This is a genomic window from Natronomonas halophila (assembly GCF_013391085.1).
In the GTDB taxonomy this organism is placed as follows: Archaea; Halobacteriota; Halobacteria; order Halobacteriales; family Haloarculaceae; genus Natronomonas; species Natronomonas halophila.
Window position 1 is genome coordinate 711853 of record NZ_CP058334.1, and the last position, 23394, is coordinate 735246.

General features: G+C 64.2%; 26 protein-coding genes and 1 pseudogene. 10 read left to right on the forward strand and 17 right to left on the reverse strand.

Annotated features, from left to right (window positions below; translation table 11 throughout):
* Positions 1–61: 61 nt before the first annotated feature.
* On the forward strand, positions 62–1315 hold the full coding sequence (locus HWV23_RS03965) for a PAS domain-containing response regulator (protein ID WP_178289129.1): 1254 nt from the start codon (positions 62–64) through the stop codon (positions 1313–1315).
* Positions 1316–1340: 25 nt separating this feature from the next.
* A complete protein-coding gene (locus HWV23_RS03970) occupies positions 1341–2045 on the forward strand; it encodes a fumarylacetoacetate hydrolase family protein (RefSeq protein ID WP_178289130.1) in 705 nt (234 codons plus the stop codon).
* A 305-nt stretch (positions 2046–2350) separates the two neighbouring features.
* On the opposite strand, the gene HWV23_RS03975 is transcribed toward HWV23_RS03970, so the two are convergent.
* Positions 2351–2782: a universal stress protein gene (locus HWV23_RS03975; RefSeq protein ID WP_178289131.1), complete on the reverse strand. Its 432-nt coding sequence runs from the start codon at positions 2780–2782 to the stop codon at positions 2351–2353.
* A 142-nt stretch (positions 2783–2924) separates the two neighbouring features.
* Between HWV23_RS03975 and HWV23_RS03980 the strand changes: the two genes are divergently transcribed.
* Positions 2925–3275, forward strand: coding sequence for an ArsR/SmtB family transcription factor (locus HWV23_RS03980; RefSeq protein ID WP_178289132.1), 351 nt, complete (start codon positions 2925–2927; stop codon positions 3273–3275).
* Positions 3276–3329: 54 nt separating this feature from the next.
* Positions 3330–3620 (forward strand): DUF7521 family protein, encoded by a 291-nt coding sequence (locus tag HWV23_RS03985; RefSeq protein ID WP_178289133.1) that lies wholly within the window; start codon positions 3330–3332, stop codon positions 3618–3620.
* 3 nt (positions 3621–3623) lie between these two features.
* Here HWV23_RS03985 and HWV23_RS03990 read toward each other — a convergent pair whose 3' ends face one another.
* From HWV23_RS03990 to HWV23_RS17160, 4 genes are all read right to left on the reverse strand, one after another.
* Positions 3624–3827 (reverse strand): hypothetical protein, encoded by a 204-nt coding sequence (locus HWV23_RS03990; protein WP_178289134.1) that lies wholly within the window; start codon positions 3825–3827, stop codon positions 3624–3626.
* A 118-nt stretch (positions 3828–3945) separates the two neighbouring features.
* Entirely contained in the window at positions 3946–5139 is a 1194-nt protein-coding gene (locus tag HWV23_RS03995) for a redox-regulated ATPase YchF (RefSeq protein ID WP_178289135.1), read from the reverse strand.
* An 84-nt stretch (positions 5140–5223) separates the two neighbouring features.
* A complete protein-coding gene (locus HWV23_RS04000) occupies positions 5224–5766 on the reverse strand; it encodes a GNAT family N-acetyltransferase (RefSeq protein ID WP_178289136.1) in 543 nt (180 codons plus the stop codon).
* Between the two features lie 61 nt (positions 5767–5827).
* Entirely contained in the window at positions 5828–5950 is a 123-nt protein-coding gene (locus tag HWV23_RS17160; protein ID WP_281362691.1) for a hypothetical protein, read from the reverse strand.
* A gap of 96 nt (positions 5951–6046) precedes the next feature.
* On the opposite strand from HWV23_RS17160, the gene HWV23_RS04005 reads away from it, so the two are divergent.
* Positions 6047–6577, forward strand: a complete 531-nt coding sequence (locus tag HWV23_RS04005; RefSeq protein WP_178289137.1) for a P-loop nucleotide/nucleoside kinase family protein — start codon at positions 6047–6049, stop codon at positions 6575–6577.
* Between the two features lie 27 nt (positions 6578–6604).
* On the opposite strand, the gene HWV23_RS04010 is transcribed toward HWV23_RS04005, so the two are convergent.
* From HWV23_RS04010 to HWV23_RS04030, 5 genes and pseudogenes are all read right to left on the reverse strand, one after another.
* Positions 6605–6952 (reverse strand): hypothetical protein, encoded by a 348-nt coding sequence (locus tag HWV23_RS04010; protein ID WP_178289138.1) that lies wholly within the window; start codon positions 6950–6952, stop codon positions 6605–6607.
* 56 nt (positions 6953–7008) lie between these two features.
* Positions 7009–8343 (reverse strand): cytochrome P450, encoded by a 1335-nt coding sequence (locus HWV23_RS04015; protein ID WP_178289139.1) that lies wholly within the window; start codon positions 8341–8343, stop codon positions 7009–7011.
* A 93-nt stretch (positions 8344–8436) separates the two neighbouring features.
* Positions 8437–9801 (reverse strand): hemolysin family protein, encoded by a 1365-nt coding sequence (locus tag HWV23_RS04020; RefSeq protein WP_178289140.1) that lies wholly within the window; start codon positions 9799–9801, stop codon positions 8437–8439.
* A gap of 63 nt (positions 9802–9864) precedes the next feature.
* Positions 9865–11485, reverse strand: a pseudogene (locus tag HWV23_RS04025) (spermidine synthase).
* Between the two features lie 150 nt (positions 11486–11635).
* Positions 11636–12124, reverse strand: coding sequence for a fasciclin domain-containing protein (locus tag HWV23_RS04030; RefSeq protein WP_178291600.1), 489 nt, complete (start codon positions 12122–12124; stop codon positions 11636–11638).
* Positions 12125–12394: 270 nt separating this feature from the next.
* Here HWV23_RS04030 and arcD point away from each other — a divergent pair, with 270 nt between their 5' ends.
* Together arcD and HWV23_RS04040 are read left to right on the forward strand one after the other, a co-directional pair.
* On the forward strand, positions 12395–13852 hold the full coding sequence (gene arcD / locus HWV23_RS04035; protein WP_178289142.1) for an arginine/ornithine antiporter ArcD: 1458 nt from the start codon (positions 12395–12397) through the stop codon (positions 13850–13852).
* A 256-nt stretch (positions 13853–14108) separates the two neighbouring features.
* Positions 14109–14759: a hypothetical protein gene (locus tag HWV23_RS04040; RefSeq protein WP_178289143.1), complete on the forward strand. Its 651-nt coding sequence runs from the start codon at positions 14109–14111 to the stop codon at positions 14757–14759.
* 122 nt (positions 14760–14881) lie between these two features.
* Here HWV23_RS04040 and HWV23_RS04045 read toward each other — a convergent pair whose 3' ends face one another.
* The 3 genes from HWV23_RS04045 to HWV23_RS04055 form a co-directional block, all read right to left on the reverse strand.
* Entirely contained in the window at positions 14882–16255 is a 1374-nt protein-coding gene (locus HWV23_RS04045) for a uracil-xanthine permease family protein (protein ID WP_178289144.1), read from the reverse strand.
* Positions 16256–16352: 97 nt separating this feature from the next.
* Positions 16353–16898, reverse strand: coding sequence for a hypoxanthine/guanine phosphoribosyltransferase (gene hpt / locus HWV23_RS04050; RefSeq protein WP_178289145.1), 546 nt, complete (start codon positions 16896–16898; stop codon positions 16353–16355).
* Positions 16899–16949: 51 nt separating this feature from the next.
* Positions 16950–17336, reverse strand: a complete 387-nt coding sequence (locus HWV23_RS04055) for a hypothetical protein (protein ID WP_178289146.1) — start codon at positions 17334–17336, stop codon at positions 16950–16952.
* A gap of 89 nt (positions 17337–17425) precedes the next feature.
* Here HWV23_RS04055 and HWV23_RS04060 point away from each other — a divergent pair, with 89 nt between their 5' ends.
* Positions 17426–18100 carry a glycosyltransferase gene (locus HWV23_RS04060; RefSeq protein WP_178289147.1) on the forward strand — a complete coding sequence of 225 codons (675 nt, stop codon included), beginning with the start codon at positions 17426–17428 and terminating at the stop codon, positions 18098–18100.
* A 21-nt stretch (positions 18101–18121) separates the two neighbouring features.
* A complete protein-coding gene (locus HWV23_RS04065) occupies positions 18122–18268 on the forward strand; it encodes a hypothetical protein (RefSeq protein ID WP_178289148.1) in 147 nt (48 codons plus the stop codon).
* Between the two features lie 15 nt (positions 18269–18283).
* On the opposite strand, the gene HWV23_RS04070 is transcribed toward HWV23_RS04065, so the two are convergent.
* From HWV23_RS04070 to HWV23_RS04080, 3 genes are all read right to left on the reverse strand, one after another.
* A complete protein-coding gene (locus tag HWV23_RS04070) occupies positions 18284–19303 on the reverse strand; it encodes a deoxyhypusine synthase (protein WP_178289149.1) in 1020 nt (339 codons plus the stop codon).
* 69 nt (positions 19304–19372) lie between these two features.
* Complete coding sequence (locus tag HWV23_RS04075; protein ID WP_178289150.1) at positions 19373–20788, reverse strand: class II fumarate hydratase; 1416 nt, start codon at positions 20786–20788, stop codon at positions 19373–19375.
* 96 nt (positions 20789–20884) lie between these two features.
* Positions 20885–21118 carry a BolA family protein gene (locus tag HWV23_RS04080; RefSeq protein WP_178289151.1) on the reverse strand — a complete coding sequence of 78 codons (234 nt, stop codon included), beginning with the start codon at positions 21116–21118 and terminating at the stop codon, positions 20885–20887.
* 100 nt (positions 21119–21218) lie between these two features.
* Between HWV23_RS04080 and HWV23_RS04085 the strand changes: the two genes are divergently transcribed.
* Positions 21219–22364, forward strand: a complete 1146-nt coding sequence (locus tag HWV23_RS04085) for a tRNA sulfurtransferase (RefSeq protein WP_178289152.1) — start codon at positions 21219–21221, stop codon at positions 22362–22364.
* A 3-nt stretch (positions 22365–22367) separates the two neighbouring features.
* On the opposite strand, the gene fen is transcribed toward HWV23_RS04085, so the two are convergent.
* Entirely contained in the window at positions 22368–23351 is a 984-nt protein-coding gene (gene fen / locus HWV23_RS04090; protein ID WP_178289153.1) for a flap endonuclease-1, read from the reverse strand.
* Positions 23352–23394 lie beyond the last annotated feature (43 nt).

Here is a 23394-nt window from a genome sequence, read left to right on the forward strand (position 1 = left end):
GGCAGTTTCTGACAGGGATAATCGACGTGCGCTTTTTATAATTCGGGCAAAAGGGTAGGCTATGGCCGCCGAACGTGACGGAAGCGACGAGGAGGTGGACACCGGATCGGACGATGGAAACGTGATTTCGGTCGTTTATATCGACGATTACGAGGAGCTCTGCGAACTCACGGCGGTGGGACTCGAAGAGGCAAGCGACCGCCTGTCGGTGACGAAGGTGACCGACCCCACCGTCGCCACGGAATCGTTGCTCGACTACGACTGCATCGTCTCGGATTACGAGATGCCCGAACGGGACGGCCTCGAACTGCTTCGGCAGGTCCGGGTGCTCGACGACGAGATCCCTTTCATCCTCTATACCGGCGAGGGCTCGGAGGACGTCGCCAGCGACGCCATCGAACTCGACGTGACCGATTACCTGACCAAAAGCGGTGGCTCGGAGCGGTTCACGCGCTTGGCCCACCGCGTCGAAAGCGTGGTCGACGCACGGCGGGCCACCGAAGCGGCCCAGCAGACCCGCGAGCAGGCCGCCGATGCCATCGAACGCGAGCGCGCCCGGTTCCGCGCGCTCATCGAACACTCGCCGGCCGCGACGGGCGTTCTCGATGAATCCGGCACCTTCGAATACGTCAGCCCCTCCATCGAGCGAATCACCGGCCACGCACCTCGCGAACTCGTCGACGAATCCGCCTTCGACTACGTCCACGAGGAGGACCGCGAACGGCTCATCACGGAGTTTCAGCGGTGTCTCGAAAACCCGTCGTACCGCCCGACCGTCGAATACCAGTTCGAACACGAAAACGGCGATTGGCGCTACCTCGAGACGACGGGCGTCAATCGGCTCGACGACCCGGCCGTCGAGGGGTTCATCGTCAACACGCGCGATATCACCCAGCGCAAGCGGACGGAAAAGCGCCTGCGTCGGGAGCGTGACTTGACCGAGCGCGTCCTAGAGGTTACGCCGACGCCGGTGCTGGTGTTCGACAGCGATGGCGTCATCCGCCGGGCGAACGACCGGGCGGCGGAGGTCTTCGATACCCGCAAGTCGGACATCGTGGGGCTTTCGCCGTCGGCGGAAGATATCGAGTTCCGGGATTCGGACGGCGAGACTATCGGCGACGGGGAGTACCTCTGGGAACTCGTCACCAACGCCAAGCGGGCCATCCGTGACGTCGACTGTGAGGTGTCGTTTTCGACCGGCGATTATCGGCTGACCGTCAGCGCCGCGCCGCTGCAGCAATCGACCAAACCGCTCATCGTCGTCTCCGTCGACGAAATCGAGCCCATCGAGGTCATCGGCGATAACAACACGTAAGGGACCGGCGCTCCCCGCCCCGCGTATGAAGTTCGCACGCATTGAGACGCCCGACGGGGTGCTCGAAGGCGAGTACGACGACGGGACCGTCCACACCGACGACGGAACCTACGAACCCGACGAATACGACCTGCTGGCGCCGTGTGAGCCGTCCGTCTTCTACTGTGTCGGCCGCAACTTCGGCGAGAAGGTCGACCAGATGGACTACGAGATTCCCGAGGAACCCGACTTCTTCATCAAACCGCCCGTCTCCCTGCACCCGCCGGAGACGCCGATTCCGTACCCGAGTTTCTCCTCGGAACTCACCTACGCCGGCGAGTTGGCTGCCGTCATCGACACCGAATGCAAGAACGTCAGCGAGGACGAGGTCGACGACGTCGTCAAGGGCTACACCATCCTCAACGACCTCGACTGTCTGGACCAGGAACGCCGAACCGCCCGCAAGGCGTTCGACTCCTCGGGGCCGCTCGGCCCGGTCATCGCCGATATCGACCCCGTCGGGCTGGACATGACCACCCATATCAACGGCGAACTCCGCCAGGAAGACAACACCGAGAACATGTTCATCAAGCCGCGCGAGGTCATCTCGTTCCTCTCGGAGCGCTTCACGTTCAAGCCGGGCGACGTCATCTCCTTCGGTAGCCCCGCCAACCCCGGTCTCGTCGAACCGGGCGACGAAATCGAGATTTACTACGAGGGTATCGGTACCCTCCGGAACACGGTCGAATAAGAAGAGGCTGCAGTATCGCTTAGACACGCTACTTCATTCTGCGAACTCGGCTGAGACACCGATGGAACCAGCCTGCGAACCAGTCACCTCTGAGTAGCATCCGCCGAGCGGGGCCTTCGAAGAAGGCCCCCGAGGCGGTTCTCGGCGCCGACCGCAGGGAGGCGCCGTAGCGCCCGACGACTACCGCGGGCCGAAGGCCCGCGACTGGAGGAGGGCGCGCATATTTTCACCACGTTTTTGCCGAGAACCGGGGTCGCGCCCCGAAGCGGGCGCGACCCGCGTTCTCGTGCAAAAAGTGGGTGGCTTTAGCTAATATCAACGACCAACAGCGGCCGGTCGGTCGCCTTGACGACACGCTCGGTCGTGCTGCCGAGGTTGAGGCGTTTCTCGCGGCCGGTGCGGCCGTGGGTACCGAGCACGAGCAGGTCGATGCCCGCCGACTCGGCGTAGGTTTGAATTTCGCGGTGGGGGACGCCCTCGGGCGTCGCGGTCGTGACGTCGATACCGGCGTCTTCGGCCCGTTCGGCGAGTTCGGAAACGGCCTCCTCGGCTTCCTCGGCCAGTTCGGCCTGAACCTCGTCTTTGTCGTCCGTTTCGGCCGCCAGCACGACGCGTCGGTCGATGATGGAGGCGATATGCAGCTCGGCATCGTAGGCCTCGGCGGCGCCGATAGCGTGTTCGAGTGCCTCGGAGGCGTTGTCGCTGCCGTCGGTCGGCAGCAGTACTGAATCGTACATACGGTCACCTCGGTGGCCCACCCACTTGTAACGCGAGGAGTCCGGAAGTATCGCCGGAACACGCTGGGAGTGACCCGCCGACGGCGACAGTATGGCATGCGTCGGCAGTAACGTTTTTGTGCCATCGTACCCGCTTCCGTGTGTGGGCGAGGACCGCAGTATCGAAGACGTTCTGGACACCATCGGCGACCAGCACGCACGGACCGTGCTCGCCGCGATTAGCCGTGAGCCTCGGTCGGCCAAGGAACTCGCGGAGTCGTGTGACCTCTCGCTGCCGACCATCTACCGGCGGCTGGAACTCCTGCAGGACCACGACCTCGTGACCGAGCAGACGGCCGTCGCCGAGGACGGCAACCACTACAACGTCTACAAATGCAACTTCGACAGCACCGTCATTCAACTGGAAGACGACGAGTACAAGGTCCGCATCTATCGAAAGGAGAACCTTCCGGACCGCTTTACCCAACTGTGGGACGACCTCGGCGGCGAGTGAGGCGGCGCGCGAGACGCCGAATACTTTTAATAGGGCGCGCGGATTCCCCCGCACATGGTCGATGTTCTACAGGGCGTCCTCATCCTGATGCGGCTGGTCCTTTTCGGTCTCTCGCTCGGACTGACCCTCATCAGTTTTCAGGCGTACTCGAAACGCGGGAGTGACCGCCTCCAGTACGCCTTTATCGGGTTCGCGTTCGTCAGCATGGGCGTGGCGGTGACGAACCTGACGACACAGGTCGGCGTCAGCGGCGACCTCGGACGGGAACTGCTCTATCTTCAGATCGCCGAGACGGTTCCGTTCATCGTCGGCTTCACGATGATTTATATATCCCTCTATCGCTGACGCTCAGTCCCATTCCTCGATGACGACGGCCTCCGAACTACAGTAGAGACACGACCCGCCGTGGGCCAGCGCCGCGAGCTGTCGACCACAGTTCAGACAGTGGAGTAACTCGCGGGCGCTGGCGTCGAGTTCCGCACGAATAGCAGCCGACTGTGGCGGAATCGCTCGGTTCGGTCGTCGGAGGTCCCGCTCGCGGTCCTCGGGCATGGGCCTAATAAGGCCGCCTGCCCCAAAAGCCTCCGCTCATACGGATTGTTGTAGTCTTTTACCAGCGAGCGCCGAACTGTACCGAGCGCTCGCCGGTAATTTGTTACAACAATCCGTATCAGTTCGTCGTGACGAGTTCGACGACGTCCCGGTGGGAGAGTTCGTGGTCGCTACCGATCTGCCGGTTCGCGCGGCAGTCGACACCGTGCAGCAGGCCGTCACCGAGGTCCGAGTGGATGTGGTAGGCGAAATCCGAGGTGGTCGAGCCCTCGGGCAGGAGGAAGCAGTCGGGGAGGACCTTGCCGTCGGCGGTGCCGAGGCCGCCCGACGAACCGGGGAAGACCGCGACCATCCCGAGGACGTCAAAGAAGGCGTCTTCGAGGGCGCCCTGAACGCCGGTGCCGCCGTACTCCTCGACGAACTCGGCAATCTGGTCGAGGCCGGCCTGCTGGTCGTCGGAGATATCGCCGACGATATCGAAGCTATCGTCGCCGGGCGTGTACTCGACGACGCCGTTCTCGTCGGCACTTTTGAGGGCCTTCTCGGCGTGGGCGCTGGCGGGGACGATAGTGAGGTGGTCGTAGTCGGGGTCCTCGACGATTTCCTCGTAGTTTGCCTGTGCGTCGGGTGTATCCATCTTGTTAGCCGCGATGACGATGGGTTTGGTTTCCTTGCGGATTTCGCGGGCCAGTTCCTCGCGGTCGGACTCGTCCCACGCTTCGGGTTCGAAGCCGAGCCCGACGCGGCGGATGAGGCGTTTGATTTCGTCCTCGTTGGTCCGGAAGGCCGTCATCTGCTCGGCGAGTTCGGTCTCGATGTCGGTCTCCTCGACGTTGTAGGCGCCCTCGTAGCGCTCGATACCGCGTTCGAGGATGTCGAGATACCACATGTCGAGTTCGTGTTCGAGGAAGTCGATGTCGTCGCGGGGGTCGTGGCCCTCAGTGGGTTCGCCCTCGGCGTCGGTCTGCCCGGAGAAGTCGACGACGTGGACGAGCACGTCGGCCTCGTTGAGGTCGGTCAGGAACTGGTTGCCGAGACCCGCGCCCTCGTGGGCGCCGGGAATCAGGCCGGCAACGTCCACGAGTTTGATGGGGACGAACCGCTCGTCGTCGCGGCAGAAGCCGGTATCCGGCGTGCAGGTCTCGTCGAAATCGGGGGCCGCACAGGGGACGCGAACGTAGGCCTCGCCGACCGAGGGGTCGATGGTCGTAAAGGGGTAGGCGCCCTCCGGCACGTCGTTCATCGTCGCCGCATTGAAAAAGGTGGACTTGCCGACAGAGGGCTTGCCGACGAGTCCGACGGTGTAGCTCATACGCCCGGTATCCCGCTGAGACTCAAGAGGGCTTCCATCGGGCCCGCCTCTGCGAATCGGTGACAGGCATCGTGTTTCGGTGGCCTACGCGCAGTCCCACTCGCTTCTGAGCAGGCCGTAGAGGACCATATCGCGATGGGCGCCGTCGACGAACATGTACTTGCGACGGCGGCCTTCCTCGCTGAATCCGAGCGACTCCAGCAGACCACGGGAGGCGTCGTTGAAAGCGAACGCCTCCGCACCGACGGCGGGGGTGTCGTACTCACGGAAGACGTAGTCGATGGCCAGCGAGACGGCCGTCGTGCCGTAGCCCTCGCCGTGGACCGAGGGGACGAGCCAGTAGCCGAGTTCCGGCCGCTTGTAGTCGGCATCCATGACGCTCACCTGACCGATTTTCCTGAGTTCGTCGTCGGCCGGCTGGCCGGATGCCGCGGGGTCGTCTTCGAGGCAGACGACGAAGGTATCGCCGTCGCCGGGAACGTCGATTTCCTCGCGGCTTCGGACCGGATTGCCGAGCGGGTACCGGATGTCGGGGTCGGCGCTCGCCCGCTGCAAAAAGGGAATGTCCTCGGATTCGGCGAGACGGAGGGAGACGCGGTCGTCGCTGGCGACGCGTGGACCGGGCATATCACCGCGGTCCGTGGGGTCCGTAATGGGTCTTCGGGAGGGCAGCGAGACGGTCGGCGTCTCAGAGGACGAGACTGGCGAGTTGATACAGGAGGCCGATGCCGAAAATCGCGACCATGAGCGCGGTCGTCACGACGACGACCGGCGAGAGGTGTTCTTCTTCCTCGATGATGTAATCCTTCATACCCGGGTCGACGCTGGCGCCACGAAAAAGCGTTGTGTCACCGTCCAGCGACCAGAAGGAAACGCTCTTGGTTTCGACACCAGTTCGGTCACGTGGATGTCACGAACAGGTCAGTCGACAGGGGATTCGGGGGAAAGACGACCAGAACTGGTCGTCGTCTGTGGGCTTCCCGGCGTCGGTAAATCCACCGTCGCCCGCGCCGTTGCGGACCGACTGGACGCGGCCGTCCTGCGGACGGACGTGGTGCGGAAGGAACTCTTCGACGACCCGAAGTACACCAGCGAGGAGAGTACGACGGTCTACAACGAACTCCTCGCCCGCGCTCGCGACCGTCTCGCAGATGGGGAGTCGGTCGTTCTCGATGCGACGTTCAAGACCCGCAGTCGGCGGCGCGAGGCCCGCGATATCGCTGCGGAGGTCGACGCCGACTTCCGCCTCGTGCACGTCGACTGCGATACCGAGGTGGTCGAACGCCGTATCGCCGCCCGCGACGACGTCAGCGACGCCGACTTCGAGGTTCACCTCCAGTTCAAGGACCGCTTCGAGCCGATCGAGATGGACCACGAGCGCATCGACAACTCGGGCGCGGAATCCGAAACCGTCCAGCAGGTCGAAGCGACGTTCTGAGGCGGCCGGGCGAAACCCGTCAGGGGCTCAGAGGAACGCGGCAAACGACAGCAGGAAAGTCAGCAGCATGACGAGGACGCCGAGAACGCCCAGCGCCGCCACCACTGCGCCGGCGACCGTATTCTCGCTTTCGTGGAGTTTGTAGCCACAGAAGATGGCGACCGGAGCGAACACGACCGGGAGGGCAATAAGGGAAAGAACGCCGGACAGTAGTCCGAACACCAGATACGCGGTGGTGTTGTCGTCCTCGGCCGGCGCCGGGGTCTGTCGGACGCCGCAGTTCGGGCAGATTTCGGTTTCTTCCTTGATGATGTCGCCACAGCTCGTACAGTAACACTCGTCGGAGGCGGGCGTTCGTTCCGCTGACTGCGCCATTGGGCCTACGTCCTGGAGCAGCCGCTTAAGTGTTACAGTACGCCATACCGTCGCGGTCAGTCGATGGGTCGGACCGTCGCCGTCACGCCGTCGGTCGGTCGGAGCGTCGGCGTCACTCGCAGGGAGTCCAACTCCGTTTCGGCGACCTCGATATCGAAGTCCCGCACCAGTCGTGCGAGCGTGAGCGTGGCACCAGCGAGGGCAAAGCCCTGCCCGATACAGGCGTGTGGCCCCGTCGAGAAGGGGAAGTAGGCCTCGACGTCGTTCGGATTGCGCCGCGCCCAGCGGTCGGGGTCGAACCGCTCGGGGTCGTCGAAATATCGGTCGTCGCGATGGATGGACCACAGCGGGACGATGACGCCCGAATCGCCCGGGATACGGTACTCGCCGAAGTCGACCGGCTCTTCGGTCTGTCGGAAGACGGCCCACGCAGGCGGGTAGAGCCGGAGGGCCTCCCGATACGCGCGCTTGGTGTATTGCAGGTTCGCGAGGTCCTCGTGTGTCGGCGGCCCATCGCCGAGTGCGGCTTGGGCCTCCTCGCGGACGCGCTCGCGGGTTTCGGGGTTCCACGACAGCAACGCCAGCGTGTAGGTGAGACTCAGCGCCGTCGTCTCGTGGCCGGCGATGAGGAACGTCGACACCTCGTCGCGAATCTGATGTTCGGGGTAGTCGACCTCGGGGTCGTCCTCGGCCTCAAGCAGGAGCGTCAGCATGTCCATCCCCTCGTCGCCCGCCGCGAGGTCCGCGCGCCGTCGTTCGATGAGGTCCTCCGCGAGGCCGCGAATCCCCTCGGCGGCCTCACGGAACTCCGGGGACGTCCGGGTCGGCACCCAGTCGGGCATGGCGATTTCGGGGCCGAACTCGAATTCCTCGCCGGCGGCGCGCATCCACTCGTGGAAGGTGTCGGCCCGCTGCTTGCCGATGTCCTCGCCGAGCAGGATTTCGGAGGCGACCCGAACGGTCAGCGAGGTGGCAGCCCGATGGAGGTTCAGGGTCTGCGGGCCGGCCTCGGCCCACCGCTCGGCGAGCGCCTCGACGCGTTCGCCGGTGGTGTCCGCGTAGGCGTTGACCTGCTGGCCGCCGAACGCCGGCCCCATCACGGAGCGTTGCTGTCGCCACAGCGCGCCCTCGCTCTGGACGAGGCCGTTTTCGGCTATCATGGCCGCCGAATCAAGCGCTTCGAGGCGTGGGAAGTCCTCGGGCCGTTCGAGGGCCTCACGGGCGAGTTTCGGGTTCGTCAGGAGGACGAGCGGGCCCTTCCCGGGCACCGGAATCGAGGTGCCGTCCTCGAAGCGGGACTGGATACCCTCCAGAAAACGGAACGTCTCGGTGCCGAACCGCAGGGCGTTCAGAACGCCGGCGTCCGGCGGTGACGGCAGACTCCGTGACATGCGTTACACTATGGCTCTGGGTGTTTGGTGGTTTCGCCACCCCACGTCGCTGGCCGGGATGTATGACCGGCTCAGTTCGACCGGGCGCCTTCGTTACGTCTGCGAGTCGTCGGTAGCTTCGGAATCGCCATCGGCAGCCTCGGCCGCGTCTTCCCCGTCGGCTTCCCGAACCAGCAGCGTCGCGATGCGTGACCCCTCGATGCTCTCGACTTCGATGACGTGGCCGGCGATTTCGATGCTGTCGCCGGGTTCGGGGGCGCGGTCGAGCCGTTCGAGCACCAGTCCGCCGACGGTATCGTAGTCGGCGCTTTCGAGGTCGACGCCCAGCGCGTCGCTGGCGGCCCACAGGGAGACGCCGCCGTCCATCTCGTAGTCGCCGTCAGACTGGCGGCGTATCGACGGCTCGCCCGTCTCGGTGTCGAACTCGTCGCGGAGGTCGCCGACCACGATTTCGACGACGTCCTCGACGGTCGCGATGCCCTCGAAGCCGCCCCATTCGTCGATGACGGCAGCCATCTGCTGGTGCTCGCTTCGGAACTGCAAGAGGAGTTGGTCGATGCTGACCGTCTCCGGGACGACGAGCACCTCGCGGGCGAGGTCGCCCGCGGTCGTGTCCCGGTCTTCCTCGCTTGCCTGCAGGACGTCCTTGACGTCGACGAAGCCGACGACCTGATCTTCCTCGCCGACGACCGGATACCGCGTGTGGCCGGATTCCAGGACGGTCGCTCGAATCTCCGCCAGCGAGGCGTCGGCCGGCAGACTCGTCACGTCCGGCCGGGGGACCATAACCTCCCGAACGGTGGTGTCGTCGAGCGCGAAGACGCGGTCTATCATCTCGACTTCGGCGGTGTCGACGTTGCCCGCCTCGCCGGCCCGTGCCAGCACGCGCCGTATCTCGCGTTCTTCGAGCGTCTCGTCGGTCTCGGAGGCCGGCGGCACGCCGAGCATTCGCGTGAAGGCGTTGGCCGTCCCGTTGAAGACGATGAGTGCCGGATAGAAGAGGAGATAGCAGAACCGCATCGGCGGCGCGACGAAAAGCGAGACGCGTTCGGCATCGGCGATGGCGATGGTCTTCGGCGCGAGTTCGCCGAAGACGACGTGGAGGAACGTGATAAAGGAAAAGGCGATGGCGAAGGCGACCAGATGGAGGAGCGACGGCGGCAGGAGCGTGCCCAGCACGGGTTCGATGAGTGTCGCGACGGCGGGTTCGCCGGCCCACCCCAGTCCGAGCGATGCGAGCGTGATGCCGAGTTGGGTGACGGCCAGATAGTCGTCGAGGTTCTTCATCACCGCATCGAGCGTGTCGGCACCGGCCTTCCCCTCGGCGACGAGTTGCTCGACCGACGTCGAGCGAACCCGGACGAAGGCGAACTCCGAGGCGACGAAGAAGCCGTTCAGCGCCACGAGAAACAGCGCTATGAAGAGCCGACCCGCCGAGAACGCGAGGTCTACCGCCATCTTGCCCCCGCACCGTCAGCACGCCATCGAATCGTTGTCATACCGACCCTTCTCGCCCCGGCGTCAAAACGTTGGCCGAAGCGGTGTCTGCGTCACACGGCTACGGACGGTAGCCTCAATCGGCGGCCGTCGCGTTGTCCGGCACCTGTTTGACGACGTATCGCTGGCCGACCATCGGGTCCAGCAACGTATCGACCGGCGCGTGGTCGTCCCGGAGTATCGGCGCGTCGTCGCCCGGGGTCTCCCGCTCGTAGTTCTCGATTTCGGCCGCGAGGTCGATGCCGATGTCGCGCCGTTCGTTCCGCGCTCGGAGTTCCGACTGGGATATCGACTCGTCGTTTTTCGTCGCGACGACCTCGATGTTCTGGACGACGCCCGCACCGGCCGTCGGGAAGCCGTAGACCTGCGGATACACCTGCTGCATCGTCCGGTATTCGGCCTGATAGAACTTCGAAGCGGGGCCGTTCGGCGCCGAGATGATGTTCGCAAAGAGGACGCCGTCCTCCGAGAGGCGGTCCTTCGTCAGTTGCATGAACTCGACGGTGGTCAACTGGAACGGCACCTTGTCCTTCTTGTAGGCGTCGAGCACGATGAGGTCGTAGGTGTGGTCGGTCTCCCGGAGGAACTGCCGGCCGTCGGCATTGTGGATGTTGAGTTGCTCGGATTCCTCGACTCGGAAGTACTCCTTTGCGGTGTCGATGACGACGGGGTCGATTTCGACCACGTCGACGGTGGCGTTGTACTCGGAGACGAACCGTTTGGGGCCGCTAAACCCCCCGCCGCCGACGAAGAGCACGCGGTCGATTTCGTCGGGGTCCTCGACGAAAAGATACGGCATGTGGAAGTACCGGGTGTACTCGAAGACGTAGCGGTCGGGGTCGTCGAGGTCCATCGCGCTGTGGCGCTGGCCGTCGAGATACAGCGTCCGCGTGTCGCCCATGTCGGCGACTTCGAGTTCCTGATACGGCGTCTGGGTCTGGTAGACGACGTTGCCGCCGGTCGAGAAACCGATGGCGCCGCTGCTGACGGCCGTCACGAGCATGATGGTCACGCAGATGGTGGCGAACAGCGGGTCACGGTCGATGGAGGGCAGCGTCATCGACAGTGCCGTCACGACGAGCAGGACGCCGAAGATGAAGCCGATGACCTCGACGCCGAAGGAGGGAATCAGGAAGAACGTGGTCCCGAAGGCGCCCAGAATGCTGCCGACCGTCCCGAGGGCATACACCCGACCGGAGGCCTCGCCGACGGCCTCGGTTCCCGACAGTTCGGCCGCATACGGACTGACGAACCCGAGCAGGTACGTCGGCGGGCCGAAAAGCAGGATGACGGCGGGCAGCGAGGCAAACCGACTCGGCAGCGGGAACGCCGTCGTCGAGGCCACGAGCAAATCGCTCGCGAAGACCAACACTGCGACGTAGCCCGCCGTCCAGATGAACAGCCACGAGAGGCGCTTCGGACTAGCGCGGTTGGCGGCGCGCTTGCCGCCGTAGTGGTAGCCGAGACTCAGCGCCGCGAGGAACACCCCGATGATGCTGCCCCATGTGTAGATGCTGCTGCCGAACTGCGGGGCGACGATACGACCCGCGAGTATCTCCAGCCCCATGCTCGCCACCCCGGAGACGAACACCGCGAGTTCGGGCGCCGTCAGGTTGCCCGCTCGCAGGCGTCGAAACGCGTCCATGTGTTAATGGGTACCACTTTTCGGAGATAAACCTTGGCGAGGCGGTATCCTTCGGGCCACCCGGACGGGCGAGGGTGCCAGCGACACCAGCAGGTATCGACCGGTGCCGAACGGAGATGGAGGACCGATTCAGGCCGGCGGCCCGGACGACTACGGCAGCAGCACGCCGTCGATAGCGTGAATGATGCCGTTCGAGGCCCCGATATCCGTTGTCACGATACTCGCCTGGTCGCCGTTCAATGCCGTCCCGTCCACGTCGATTCGTGCGCCGTTGAGTGTCGGCACCGAAGACGCGTTCACGACCGACTGCGCGCTCCGTCGACCCGGAACGACGTGATACGTGAGAACCTCCGCCAGCGAATCGACGTTTCCGACGTTGGCTTCGGTCACGCCGATACCGTTGAACGCGGCGTCCGTCGGCGCGAAGACCGTCAGTTGGCGGTTGCCGTCGAGCGCCTCGACGAGACCGGCTTCCTGAACCGCGGCGACAAGCACGTCGAACCCGTCAGCGGCGACCGCGACGTCGACGATAGTATCACCATCGCTCGGTGGTGTGGCGGTTACTGCGCCGACCCCGCCCGCGAGGAGTGTTGTTCCCGCACCGATGCGCCGGAGTACCGACCGTCTGTTTACCTCCATCTGAACCACCAGCGAGGGGGAGGGCTGAATCGTCATCAAGCATTTTCAAAATTAGACCCAATTTCCTCCCAAACTGCCTCACGGTGCGATTTGCGTCGGTTTCGGAGGACACAGTCCGAACTCGCCGAACCGAGGCAACCGAGACGGCAGGAATACCACCCGTATACTTCGGTTGCACTACGATACCGTGGAAGTCGCCACCAGATAACATGCCCATAGATAATAAATTCATGTAGTTTAATATCCTCTAGTTATTACAATGGACTACACGTGCCTTCGCTGAACCTCGAACCGCTGACCTACGATGACATCCCGTCGGCGCGGCGTCCGAGCCTTCGACAGGCGCTGGTCCCCGTACTCGGGGTCGTCCTGTTTCTCGGCGTCGGTTCCGGGTATCTGAAACTGGCACCCCATGGGCCACTCCTCTGGAGTATCGTGTTAACCGGTGCGGTCGGCAAGTACTGGCTCGGCTACTCGTGGGAGGACCTCTACGAGGGCCTCGCCGATAGCCTGCTGATGGGCTTGCAGGCCATCCTCATCCTGTTCGTCATCTACGCGCTTATCGCGACCTGGATCAGCGCCGGGACCATTCCCGGACTGATGTACTACGGGCTCGCGATATTGACGCCGGACGTCTTCCTGCCGGCAACGGCGCTACTGGCGATGGTCGTCGCCTTCTCCATCGGTTCGTCGTGGACCACTGCCGGGACCCTCGGCGTGGCCTTCATCGGCATCGGGGCGGGCCTCGGCGTCCCCACCCCGATGACCGCTGGGGCCATCCTTTCCGGCGCCTACGCGGGTGACAAGCAGTCGCCGCTGTCGGACACGACGAACCTCGCGGCCGCGGTGACCAACACCGACCTCTACGACCACATTCGCGCGATGCGCAACGGAACGGTTCTTGCCTTCGGCCTCTCGCTCGTACTCTATGCGGCCCTCGGCCTGTATGCCGGCGACGCGATTCCCGCCGGCCGCGTCGCCGAGATTCAGGGCGCACTCGCCGGGACTTACGACCTCTCGGCGCTGGTCTTCCTGCCGCTCGTGGTCACGTTCGGACTGGCGCTCTACGGCGTCTCCGCGCTCCCGGCGCTCGTCGCCGGCGTCTTCGCCGGCACCTTCACGACGGTCCTCGTTCAGGGGCGGTCCTTTATCGCCTCCTGGGAGGTCTTCCTCGAAGGGACGGCACCCGAGACGGGCGTCACGCTCGTCAACGACCTGCTGGCCAGCGGCGGCCTCTCGGGGTCGGCCTGGACCATCTCGGTCGTCGTCGCCGCCCTCGCACTCGGCGGCCTCCTCGAACGGACCGGCGTCCTCGCCGTGCTCGCACACGAACTCGCGTCGGCCGTCTTCGGCCCGCGCAGCCTCGTTATCGGAACCGGCATCTCCGCCATCCTCGTCAACGCCTTTTCAGCCCAGCAGTACATGAGCATCGTCGTCCCGGGGCTCACCCTTCGGAACCTCTACGACGAGTACGGGCTGGCGGGCGAGGACCTCTCGCGGGCCATCGAGTCCGCGGGGACCCCGACCGGCGCGCTCATCCCGTGGCACGCCGGCGCCGTCTACATGTCCACCGCCCTCGGTGTGGGAACGCTCGCGTACTTCCCGTACTACTTCTTCGCGTTCCTATCACCGCTGGTCCTGTTCGCGACGACGCTCCTCGGCGGACGCTACGACGAGACGGCGGACACCAACCCCGTCGAGTCGCCGTCCGCAGCGGCCGACGACTGACGACGTGGGTTCCGGTTTCGTCTTTACAGAAGGTCGGCCTCGGCACTCATTGGATTTTGGTCTACCGGTAGAAATTTGACTCAAAATCCTCTGTACTCCCAATTTATCTTAGAATAGCGTCCAAACGTTAGTCGGTCTGGCTTCCAAATAGAGTTCGTAGTCGGGGAAGTTGGTTTATGATATCTTCGGGGGGAGTAGTTTGCTTAACCAGTAACACCATTATTCCGCCGGATGAACGACTTGCTATCCGAATCAGATGTCTGTTCCATTGACCACATTACGACAACTAAGGGAGCAGTTTCCAGGTTCAAGCTGGGCGCTATGGAGCGAGGAATATCCAGATGAAGGTTGTATCGAGGAGCAGCCGGACCAGTTAGTTGAATTCATAGAGTCAAACAGGAGCCAGTTGAATCCTGAAGTAGTATTCGTCTCACTAAATCCCTCAAGCGACCTTCCGACTGATTATGCCAACTTCCACTCGCCGTCGTGGAAGCACTACGATGAACGTATCAAGGAATTCGTCCAAGAGAACGAATTAGAGAACCTAACGGGGGGATATATGACCGACATTGTGCCTGACGTGGCAGACCCAAACTCCGCAAATGTGACACCCGATACAGCTGATATTGACAGATTTAGCACCCAACTATCCATCTTAGATAAATCCGAGTATCACGTTATCTGTTTCACTGGAAAGACCTTCGAAGCGCTAAAATCCAATTTCGGAGCGGAGGTTCAGCAGCACCAGCACAATATCGAATCATTCACCGAATCGCTAGAGGAGAAAACGCTACACGTCTACCGAGTCTGGTTTTATGGACTCTACGGAGTACATCAACAGAAGGTAGGGGAACTTGAGAAACAGCTCAAGTATCTCAATGATGAAGTCATAGAATCTGCTGAGTGATTTTGTGGCCTCGGCACTCATAGGGCTCGTCACCGTCGGCTGCCTACACCGACTCGGCCCGGTTGCTCGTCATCGGCCGGTCGAGGCTACGGGCAGGAGGAAAAAGACGCTTTTCGTCCGTATCAGTCGTCGTCGACGGCGGGCGCGGGCGCGTCTCGGGGGCCCTCGGGCGGTGCGTCGAATAGCGGGCTCTGGTCGCCGGGGACGAACGTGTTGAGGATGAGCGCCGACAGCGCGGTCATGATGACGGGTTCGCCGAAGAACGTCTGGGCGGCCTGCGGGAGGCCGCTGATGGCGTCGGGGCGGGTCGTGACACCGAGACCGAGGCCGAGCGCGACGGCCATGATGACCATGTTCCGGCGGTTGAGGTCGGTGTGCAAAGCGATGAGTCGGGCGCCGCTGGCGGCGACCATCCCAGCCATCAGGACGACCGCGCCGCCGAAGACGGCGCTGGGGATAGTGGTGACGACGGCGCCGACCTTCGGGCTGAGGCCGAGAATCGCGAGCATGACGCCGCTGATGCCGACGACGTGACGGCTCATGACGCCCGTGAAGTTGACGATGCCGACGTTCTGGGAGAAGGACGTGACGGGGAAGGCCGCGAAAATCGAGCCGAGCGAGGACAGCAGGCCGTCGGTAAAGAGGCCGCCGCGGAACTCCTCGTCGTCGGGGTTGCGGCCCTCGGCGGCGGTGATACCGGACATGTCACCGACGGTTTCCATCGCGGAGACGAGGAAGAGGAACGCGAAGGTGATGATGGCGACGGGGTCGAACTCGAAGCCGAAGCGGCCGGGCGCCGGGATGGCAACCCATGCAGCATCGAAGACGGGCGAGAAGTCGACGAGACCGAAGGCGACGGCGACGGCGTAGCCGACGCTGATGCCCACGAGAATGCTGAGGAGGCGCGCGACGCCGCGGGTGAACATGTTGAGGACGACGGCGATGCCGAGCACGAGGGCGGCGAGGCCGATGTTATGCAGGGCGCCGTAGTCGGAGGCGCCGACGCCGCCAGCGGAGTAATCCATCGCGACGGGGATGAGATAGAGGCCGATGATGACGACGACGAGGCCGGTCACAAGCGGTGGGAAGAAGGGTTTGATGCGTTTGAACTGCCAGCCGATGAGTCCCTCGACGGCGAAGCCGGTGACGAGGATGGCGCCGAAGACGGCCGCGAGGCCCTGATTCGCGCCGATAGTCGTCGCCGCGCCGACGAAGGTGAAACTCGTCCCCATAACGATGGGGAGTTTCGCGCCGATTGGCCCGACCGTGTAGGCCTGCACGATGGTCGCCAGCCCCGAGAACAGCAGGACCATCTGGACGATGTAGGCGGTGTCGGCGGGATTGAGGCCGACCGCGCCGGCGACGATGAACGCGACCGCCGTCGCCGGGACGATCATCACCGCGACGTGCTGGAGGCCGAGCAGTATCGATTTCGGCAACGGGGGCTTCTCGTCTCGCCCGTATTCGAGGTGTATCTCACCGTCAGTTTCCGACATGTATGGCCGGCAGGTGCATACCCACCCTCATAATATTATGGTGTTTACGCGCAAATGTGCTTCTCAGAACAAGCGTTTACACAAGAATGTGTATACTTTAATGAATCGTGACGCCGTCCTCGTCGACGGAGATATCGAGGAGGCTGGTAACCTCGTGGTCGACGTCGTCCATCGCGTTGTCGCCGGCCTTCCGGAAGACGACGACGATGTCGGCGATGTCGGCGCCGATTTCGTCGAGCGCGCCGCAGATGGCCGCCAGCGTGCCGCCGGTCGACAGCAGGTCGTCGACGATGAGGACGCGGTCGCCCTCCTCGATGTCGTTGATGTACATCTCGGATTCGGAGTAGCCCGTCGCCTTGTGGAGCGACACCTCGTTGGGCAGGCCATACGAGCGCTTGCGAATGACGACGAGCGGGATGTCGGTCTGCAAGGAGAGGGCGGTCGCCAGATGGATACCCATCGCTTCGGGGGCGACGATTTTGTCGACGTCGAGGTCTGCGCGGCGGATGACGCCGCTGACGGCCTCCCGGAGGAGGGCGGGGTCGAGCATCGGGACCCCGTTGCTGATGGGATGGACCAGATACTGGTAGCCGTCCTTGTCGATAATCGGTGCCTCGTGTAGGGACTCGCGGAGGCGTTCCATGCCGTCGGTTCGGCCATCCCCCGCAAAAGCCGTTCGTTCTCGGCGTGCGGCCTATTCGTCCTCGGAGGGGATGAAGCCGAGGCTCTCACCGATGCCGAAGATATCGAGGTCCCGAAGCAGTTGTTCGAACTCCTGTTCCGTCGGGTCGACGAGCAGGATGTCCTCGTCGAGGTCGAGCGTGAAGTCCTCCTCGCCGAGGTCGACGAAGAGGTTGCCGTCGGTGAGTGTCCCCGAGACGGCGTCGCTCTCCTGGACGAAGTCCTGCAGGAGTTCGCCGACCGACTGGCTTCGACTGGCCGCCTCCTCAAGCAGTTCGACCGCGACGTTCGGCGCCGAGGAGGGGTCCTCGGCGGCCTCTCTGAGAATATCGCCCAGGTTCCGGGAACTGTCTTCGAGTTCGGCGCGCAACTCCTCGAACAGGTCGGCGGCGTCGGACATATCGGCCGTATCGTGGCGTTCCTCCCGCAAATGCGTGGTGGTTCGATGGCCTGAACGCTTTTATTCCAGCACGTCGACAGGTTCGTTCGATGACGCGTGTGAGTTTCGTCGTGCCGGCGCGCAACGAATCCGAGTATATCGGCGACACGCTATCGAGTATCGACGGCCAGCGGACCGACGAATCCTACGAGGTCATCGTCGCCGACGGCGGCAGCGTCGACGGCACCACGGATATCGCCCGCGAACACGGTGCCGATGTCGTTCAGGAGGGCGGCCAGAGCATCGCCGGTGGGCGTAACGCCGGCGCCGAGGCCGCCGAGGGCGAGTGGCTGGCGTTCATCGACGCCGATACGCGAATCGACCCCGCGTATCTCGAGACGATGCTGTCGTTCGTCGACAGGGAGGGACTGGTCGCGGCCTCCTCGAAGTGTCGGATGACCGGCCCCGCACGCGCGAGACTCGTCGAGTGGACCATCAACCACGTTTTCCCACGACTCGCTGCGCCCGTCCTCCCCGGATTCAACACGTTCGTCCGGCGGGACATCTTCGAGGCCGTCGGCGGCTATCCCGACGTACCCAACGAAGATACGGCCTTCAGCCGTACACTCGGCCAGCGGTATCCGACCGGCTACCATCCCGACGGCCTCGTCGAGAGTTCCGGCCGCCGCGTCGCGGATTCGGGACTGACCGGGACGCTGTATCACTACCTCCGGCTTGACTGGGGGCGACTCCGTTCGGACCGGGGACGAGATATCGTTAAGTGATACCGCGACACACGTTCGGATATGTCCGCGACAACCACACAGCGCTGTCTCGAATGTGGATTCGAAGCACCGGCCAGCGACGACGCGTGGGGGCGCGTCGAACACCCGCCGCTGGGCGAGTTGGCGCAGTGTCCCGAATGCGGAAGCACGAACACGGCGGGCATCTGACCCGCGAAACAGTCCCTATTCCACCCTGTCGAGGGCGCCGGCGACGACGAGCGGGAGCGTAATCGTCGCGTCGGCGTATACCGAGACGTTCCGGGCGTCCTTCTTGAGTTTGCCCCACGAGCGGGCTTCGTCCAGCGTCGCCCCCGAGAGGCCGCCGGTCTGGGGCGGGTCCATCGTCAACTGCACCGCGTAGTCGTAGGCATCGGGCGTCACGAGCATCGTCTGGAGGACGTAGTTCTTGGGGACGCCGCCGCCGACAACGATGGCGCCCGTCGAATCGGCCTCGTAGGCGAGGTCGTTGAGCGGCGACATATCTTTTAAGGCGTCCAGCGAGAAGCCGGTTACCTGCGAGCGGAGCCACGCCTGCAGGCCAAGCACGGAGTCCTGAATCGCAGGGACGTAGACGGGGACGTCGTTCTCGTAGGCCGCCGCCGCGATACCGGAGTCCTCGTCGATGTCCTCGCGGTCGTTGACTGCGGCGTTGGCCCGGCCGAGTTCGCTGGTGAACTCCGCGATGGAGACGACCTCTTCGCCGATTTCGTCGAAGACTTCCTCGCGGAGATGGTGCTCGAAGAGCGCGAAATGCTCCTGCGGCAGGTAGACGTTATAAATGCGGTCGACCTCCTCGTCGCGCAGTTGTTCGTCGAACTCGCGTTCGGACATCTCGTCGTGTTCGGCCTGCCCGTGGTGATGCTTGCCACCGATGGCCTCGATGGAGTCGTGGGTGAGGTTCGCGCCGGTCGTGACGAGGGCGTCGACGTGGCCCTCACGGATGAGGTCCGCGACAATCTGCCGCATCCCGGCGGGAACCATCGCGCCCGCGAGGCCGAGGAAGACGGTCGTGTCCTCGCTATCGAACATCTCGCCGGTGACGTCGATGGCCTCGCTGAGGTCGGCGGCACCGATACCGGCCTTCCCGTACTCCTCGGCGAGGTCCGCGACGGACATGCCCGCCGAGACGTTAGCGTGTTCGACCGGGTCGTGGTGGAACTCCTCCCGGTCCGGTTCGGGGTGGTCGTGGTCGTCGTCGCTCATTACCGAAGAATCGGGGCGGCGGCTTTTCAAGCAAGCGATAGCACGGAAGTCGAAAAAAGGGAACGTCGGTTAGTCGTCGCCGAGGATGACCCGCTCGGTCATCGCGGCGGGGTCGAGCACCTCGTCGGCTTCCTCCTCGGTGAGGTAGCCCTGACTGACGGCGACCTCGCGGACCGATTTGCCCTCCTTGAGGGCCTGCTTTGCGACCTTCGAAGCCTTGTCGTAGCCGATGGCGGGGTTGAGCGCCGTCGCCAACGCCATGGACTGGTCGACCTGCTTCTTGCAGTGGTCCTCGTTGGCTTCCAGTTTGGCGACGAAGCGCTCGCCGAACAGTTCCGCGCTGTTGGCGATGATGTTCGCGCTCTGGAGGAAGTTGTACGCCAGGACGGGCTTGTAGAGGTTGAGGTCGATTTCACCGCGAGCGGCGCCGGCCGAAACCGCGGCGTCGTTGCCGACCACCTGCTTGTGGACCTGATTAACCGACTCGGCGACGACCGGATTGATTTTGCCGGGCATAATCGAGGACCCGGGCTGGTTCTCGGGCTGTTCGATTTCGCCGAGGCCGTTCCGCGGGCCGGAGGCCAGCAGGCGGAGGTCGTTGGCGATCTTGTTCATCGACCCGGCGACGGTACGGAGCGCGCCGTGGGCTTCACTCATGGCGTCGTGAGCGGCCTGGGCCTCGAAGTGGTTGCTGGCTTCCTGGAACTCCAGGCCGGTCTCCGAAGAGATGTGCTGGGCGGCACGCGAGGGGAACTCCGGATGGGTGTTGAGACCCGTCCCGACGGCGGTACCGCCGAGGGCGAGCTCGCCGAGGCTGTCGCGGACGCCGGCGACGCGCTGGATGCCCTTTTCAATCTGGGCGCGGTAGCCGCCGAACTCCTGGCCCAGACGGACCGGCGTGGCGTCCTGCAGGTGGGTGCGGCCGGTCTTGACGACGTCGTCGAATTCCTTTTCTTTCGCTTCGAGGGCGTCGGCGAGCGTCTGGAGACCGGGGATGACGTCACGCTCGACTGCTTCGAGGGAGGCGACGTGCATCGCCGTCGGGATGACGTCGTTGGAGGACTGCCCGTAGTTGACGTGGTCGTTGGGGTGGATTTCACGCGTGCCGATTTCGCCGCCGTAAATCTCGGTGGCGCGGTTGGCGATGACCTCGTTTGCGTTCATGTTCGAGGACGTACCCGACCCCGTCTGGAAGATGTCGACCGGGAAGTGCTCGTCGTGCTGGCCGGCGATGACCTCGTCGGCGGCCTCGATGATGGCCTCGGCCTTGTCCTCCTCCAGCAGGTCGAGTTCACGGTTGGCCTTCGCCGCGGATTTCTTGACGATGCCGAGCGCGCGGATGAACCGGCGCTGGAACGTCAACCCCGAGACGGGGAAGTTGCCGATGGCGCGTTGGGTCTGGGCGCCCCAGTAGGCATCCGCCGGGACCTGCATCTCGCCGAGACTGTCCTCTTCGGTACGGTATTCCTGCTCGTCGTCAGCCATACGCGGAGCGTCGGACCAAGGTAGGTAAAAATCATCGAAACACGCATCGAACCGCCGCAACCGACAAGCGTCGTTCCACTCGGTTTGCCGCCTGCCTCACTCGGGCGTCCGCGTCGTCAACTCCAGAGCGTGAATCTCGGTGGTCATCGCCTCGCCGAGGGCGTCATAGACCATGTCGTGCTGGTCGAGGAGCGACTCCCCCTCGAAGGCCGGCGAGACCACCGTCGCCCGCAGATGGTCGTCGTCGTGGTCACCGCGCGTACGTTCGACCGTCGCCTCGCAGTCCTCGATTGCCGACTCGATGCGTTCCTTGACCTCTTCGGGAGTCATACCCGTTGGTGGGCGCCGGGGAAGGAAAAACACCCCGTCCCGAACGCGGACGGCGTCCCCACAGCGGCACGCATTTATCCGCCGACCGTCGAGTTTCGGTATGGATTGTGTCGTCGTTCGCTACGGCGAACTCAGCACGAAGGGCCGGCCCGTCCGCCGCAACATGGAGGAGCAACTGCGCTCGAACCTTGCGGCCGCCCTCGATGCCCGCGACATCAACGGCGACGTCGACCGGACCGCGGGCCGCCTCATCATCGACACCGAAGCGACCGAGGCCGCCGTCGACGCTGCCAGCGACCTTCCGGGCGTCGTTTCCGCCAGCCCTGCCCGGACCGTTGACCCGGACGCCGAGGTCATCTACGAGGCGCTTGCTGACCTCGCCCGTGAGCGCGAAGGCGAGTTCGAAACATACGCCGTCCGCGCCTCACGCGCGGGCGACCACCCGTTCACCAGCCCACAACTCGAACGCGAGGGGGGCGCCGCCGTCGGCGAGGCCGTCGATGCCGCTGTGGATTTGGACAACCCCGACGTGACCTTCGAGGCCGACGTGCGCCATCAGGTCGCCTACGTCTTCGCCGAGCGTCGGAAGGGGCCCGGCGGCCTCCCCGTCGGCACTCAAGAACCGCTCGTCGCGCTCGTCTCCGGCGGTATCGACTCACCCGTCGCTGCCTTTGAGGCCATGCGCCACGGTTCGCCGGTCATCCCCGTCTACGTCGACTTAGGCGATTACGGCGGCGTCGACCACCGCGCCCGCGCCATCGCGGCCTGCGAGCATCTCGCCGCCCGCGCGCCGAACCACGACATCACGCCCTACGTCGTCGACGGCGGGGAGTCGGTCGACCACATCGCGGGCCACGTCGACCGCGGGCGGATGCTCTCGCTGCGGCGCTACTTCTTCGCCGTCGCTGAAGCTATCGCCGAACAGGAGGACGCCGCCGGCATCGTCACCGGCGAGGCGCTCGGGCAGAAATCAAGCCAGACCGCGCGGAACCTGCAGGTGACCAGCGCCGCCGTCGATATGCCGGTTCACCGGCCACTCTTTTCGGTCGACAAACCCGAAATCGTCGAGCGGGCGAAGGTGCTGGGGACCTTCGAGGACGCCGGGATTTCGGCCGGCTGTAATCGGCTTGCGCCCGACAAGCCCGAAACGAAGGGCCGACTGGAGGGCCTACTGAAGGTCGAACCGGACGATATCTTCGAGCGGGCGCGTGCGGACGCGGCCGACGCCGAACGGGTCGATATTTAAAAGCTAGCTCCAGCGGTCGAGCCCCGTCTGGACGACGGATTCCTCGATGCGCTCGAAGCCGCGTTCGACCTCGTCGGCCGGGACTCCCCACTCGTCGGTGACGTAGGATTTCGCGGCGTCGAGGTCGGGGTTGATGTCGGTGTCGTACTCGTAGTCGTCGGTCACGTCGGGGTCGAGGAACATATGCTGGATGCGCTCGGCGTTGGGGATGTCATCATCACGTGATTCAAGCACCCCCCAGAGGTCGCCGTGTTCGTTGATGAGTTTAATCGCGGTTTTCGGGCCGACGCCGGAGAGGCCCTCGTTGAAGTCCGTACCCATGAGGATGGCGGCGTCGACCAGTTGTTCCCACGTCAGGTCGTGCTTTTCGAGGGTTCGGTCGAAGTACATGCACTCGGGGTCACCCTTACTGGTGAGTTGCCGGAGGGTCTTGGGCGCGCCCAAAAGCAGGCTGTCGTAGTCCTCGGAGCCGGCGTAGTCGACGTCGCCGTTGCGGGCCATGTGGGCGGTCTGTGCCTCGCCTTCTGCGGGCGCTTCGAGATAGGGCACGTCGAGCAAATCGAGTAACTCCCGTGTCGTCTCCTGAATCGTGTCGGTGAGCCGCTGGGTACGGGATTCGAGGGCGGCGATATCGGCGGCTTCGGCGCCCTCCTCGCGGGCGGTTTCGAGTTGGTCTTCGTACTCTTCACGCTGTTCGCGCCGCTCGGCAATCTCGTCGTCTTTGAGTTCGGTGACGCCGCCGTCGAAGACGAAGACGGGCGTGATGTCGTGTTCGAAGAACTTCGGCAGCCCCTGGACGACGCCGATGAGGTTGGCGACTTCCTCGCCGTCGTCGGTGGTGTAGGCCTCGCTTCGAGTGAACTTGACCGTCGTCGTCAGATAGCGGTACAGCCAATTGTGGGCGTCGATGGCGACCACTGCGCCCGTCAGTTCCTCGAAGGGTTTGGGCTCGAGGACCGCCAGTTGTCGGATATCCGCGTTTCCCATTGGCGGGCGTTCGCCGGCCGGCGGCTTGAAACCGTCGGGGTTG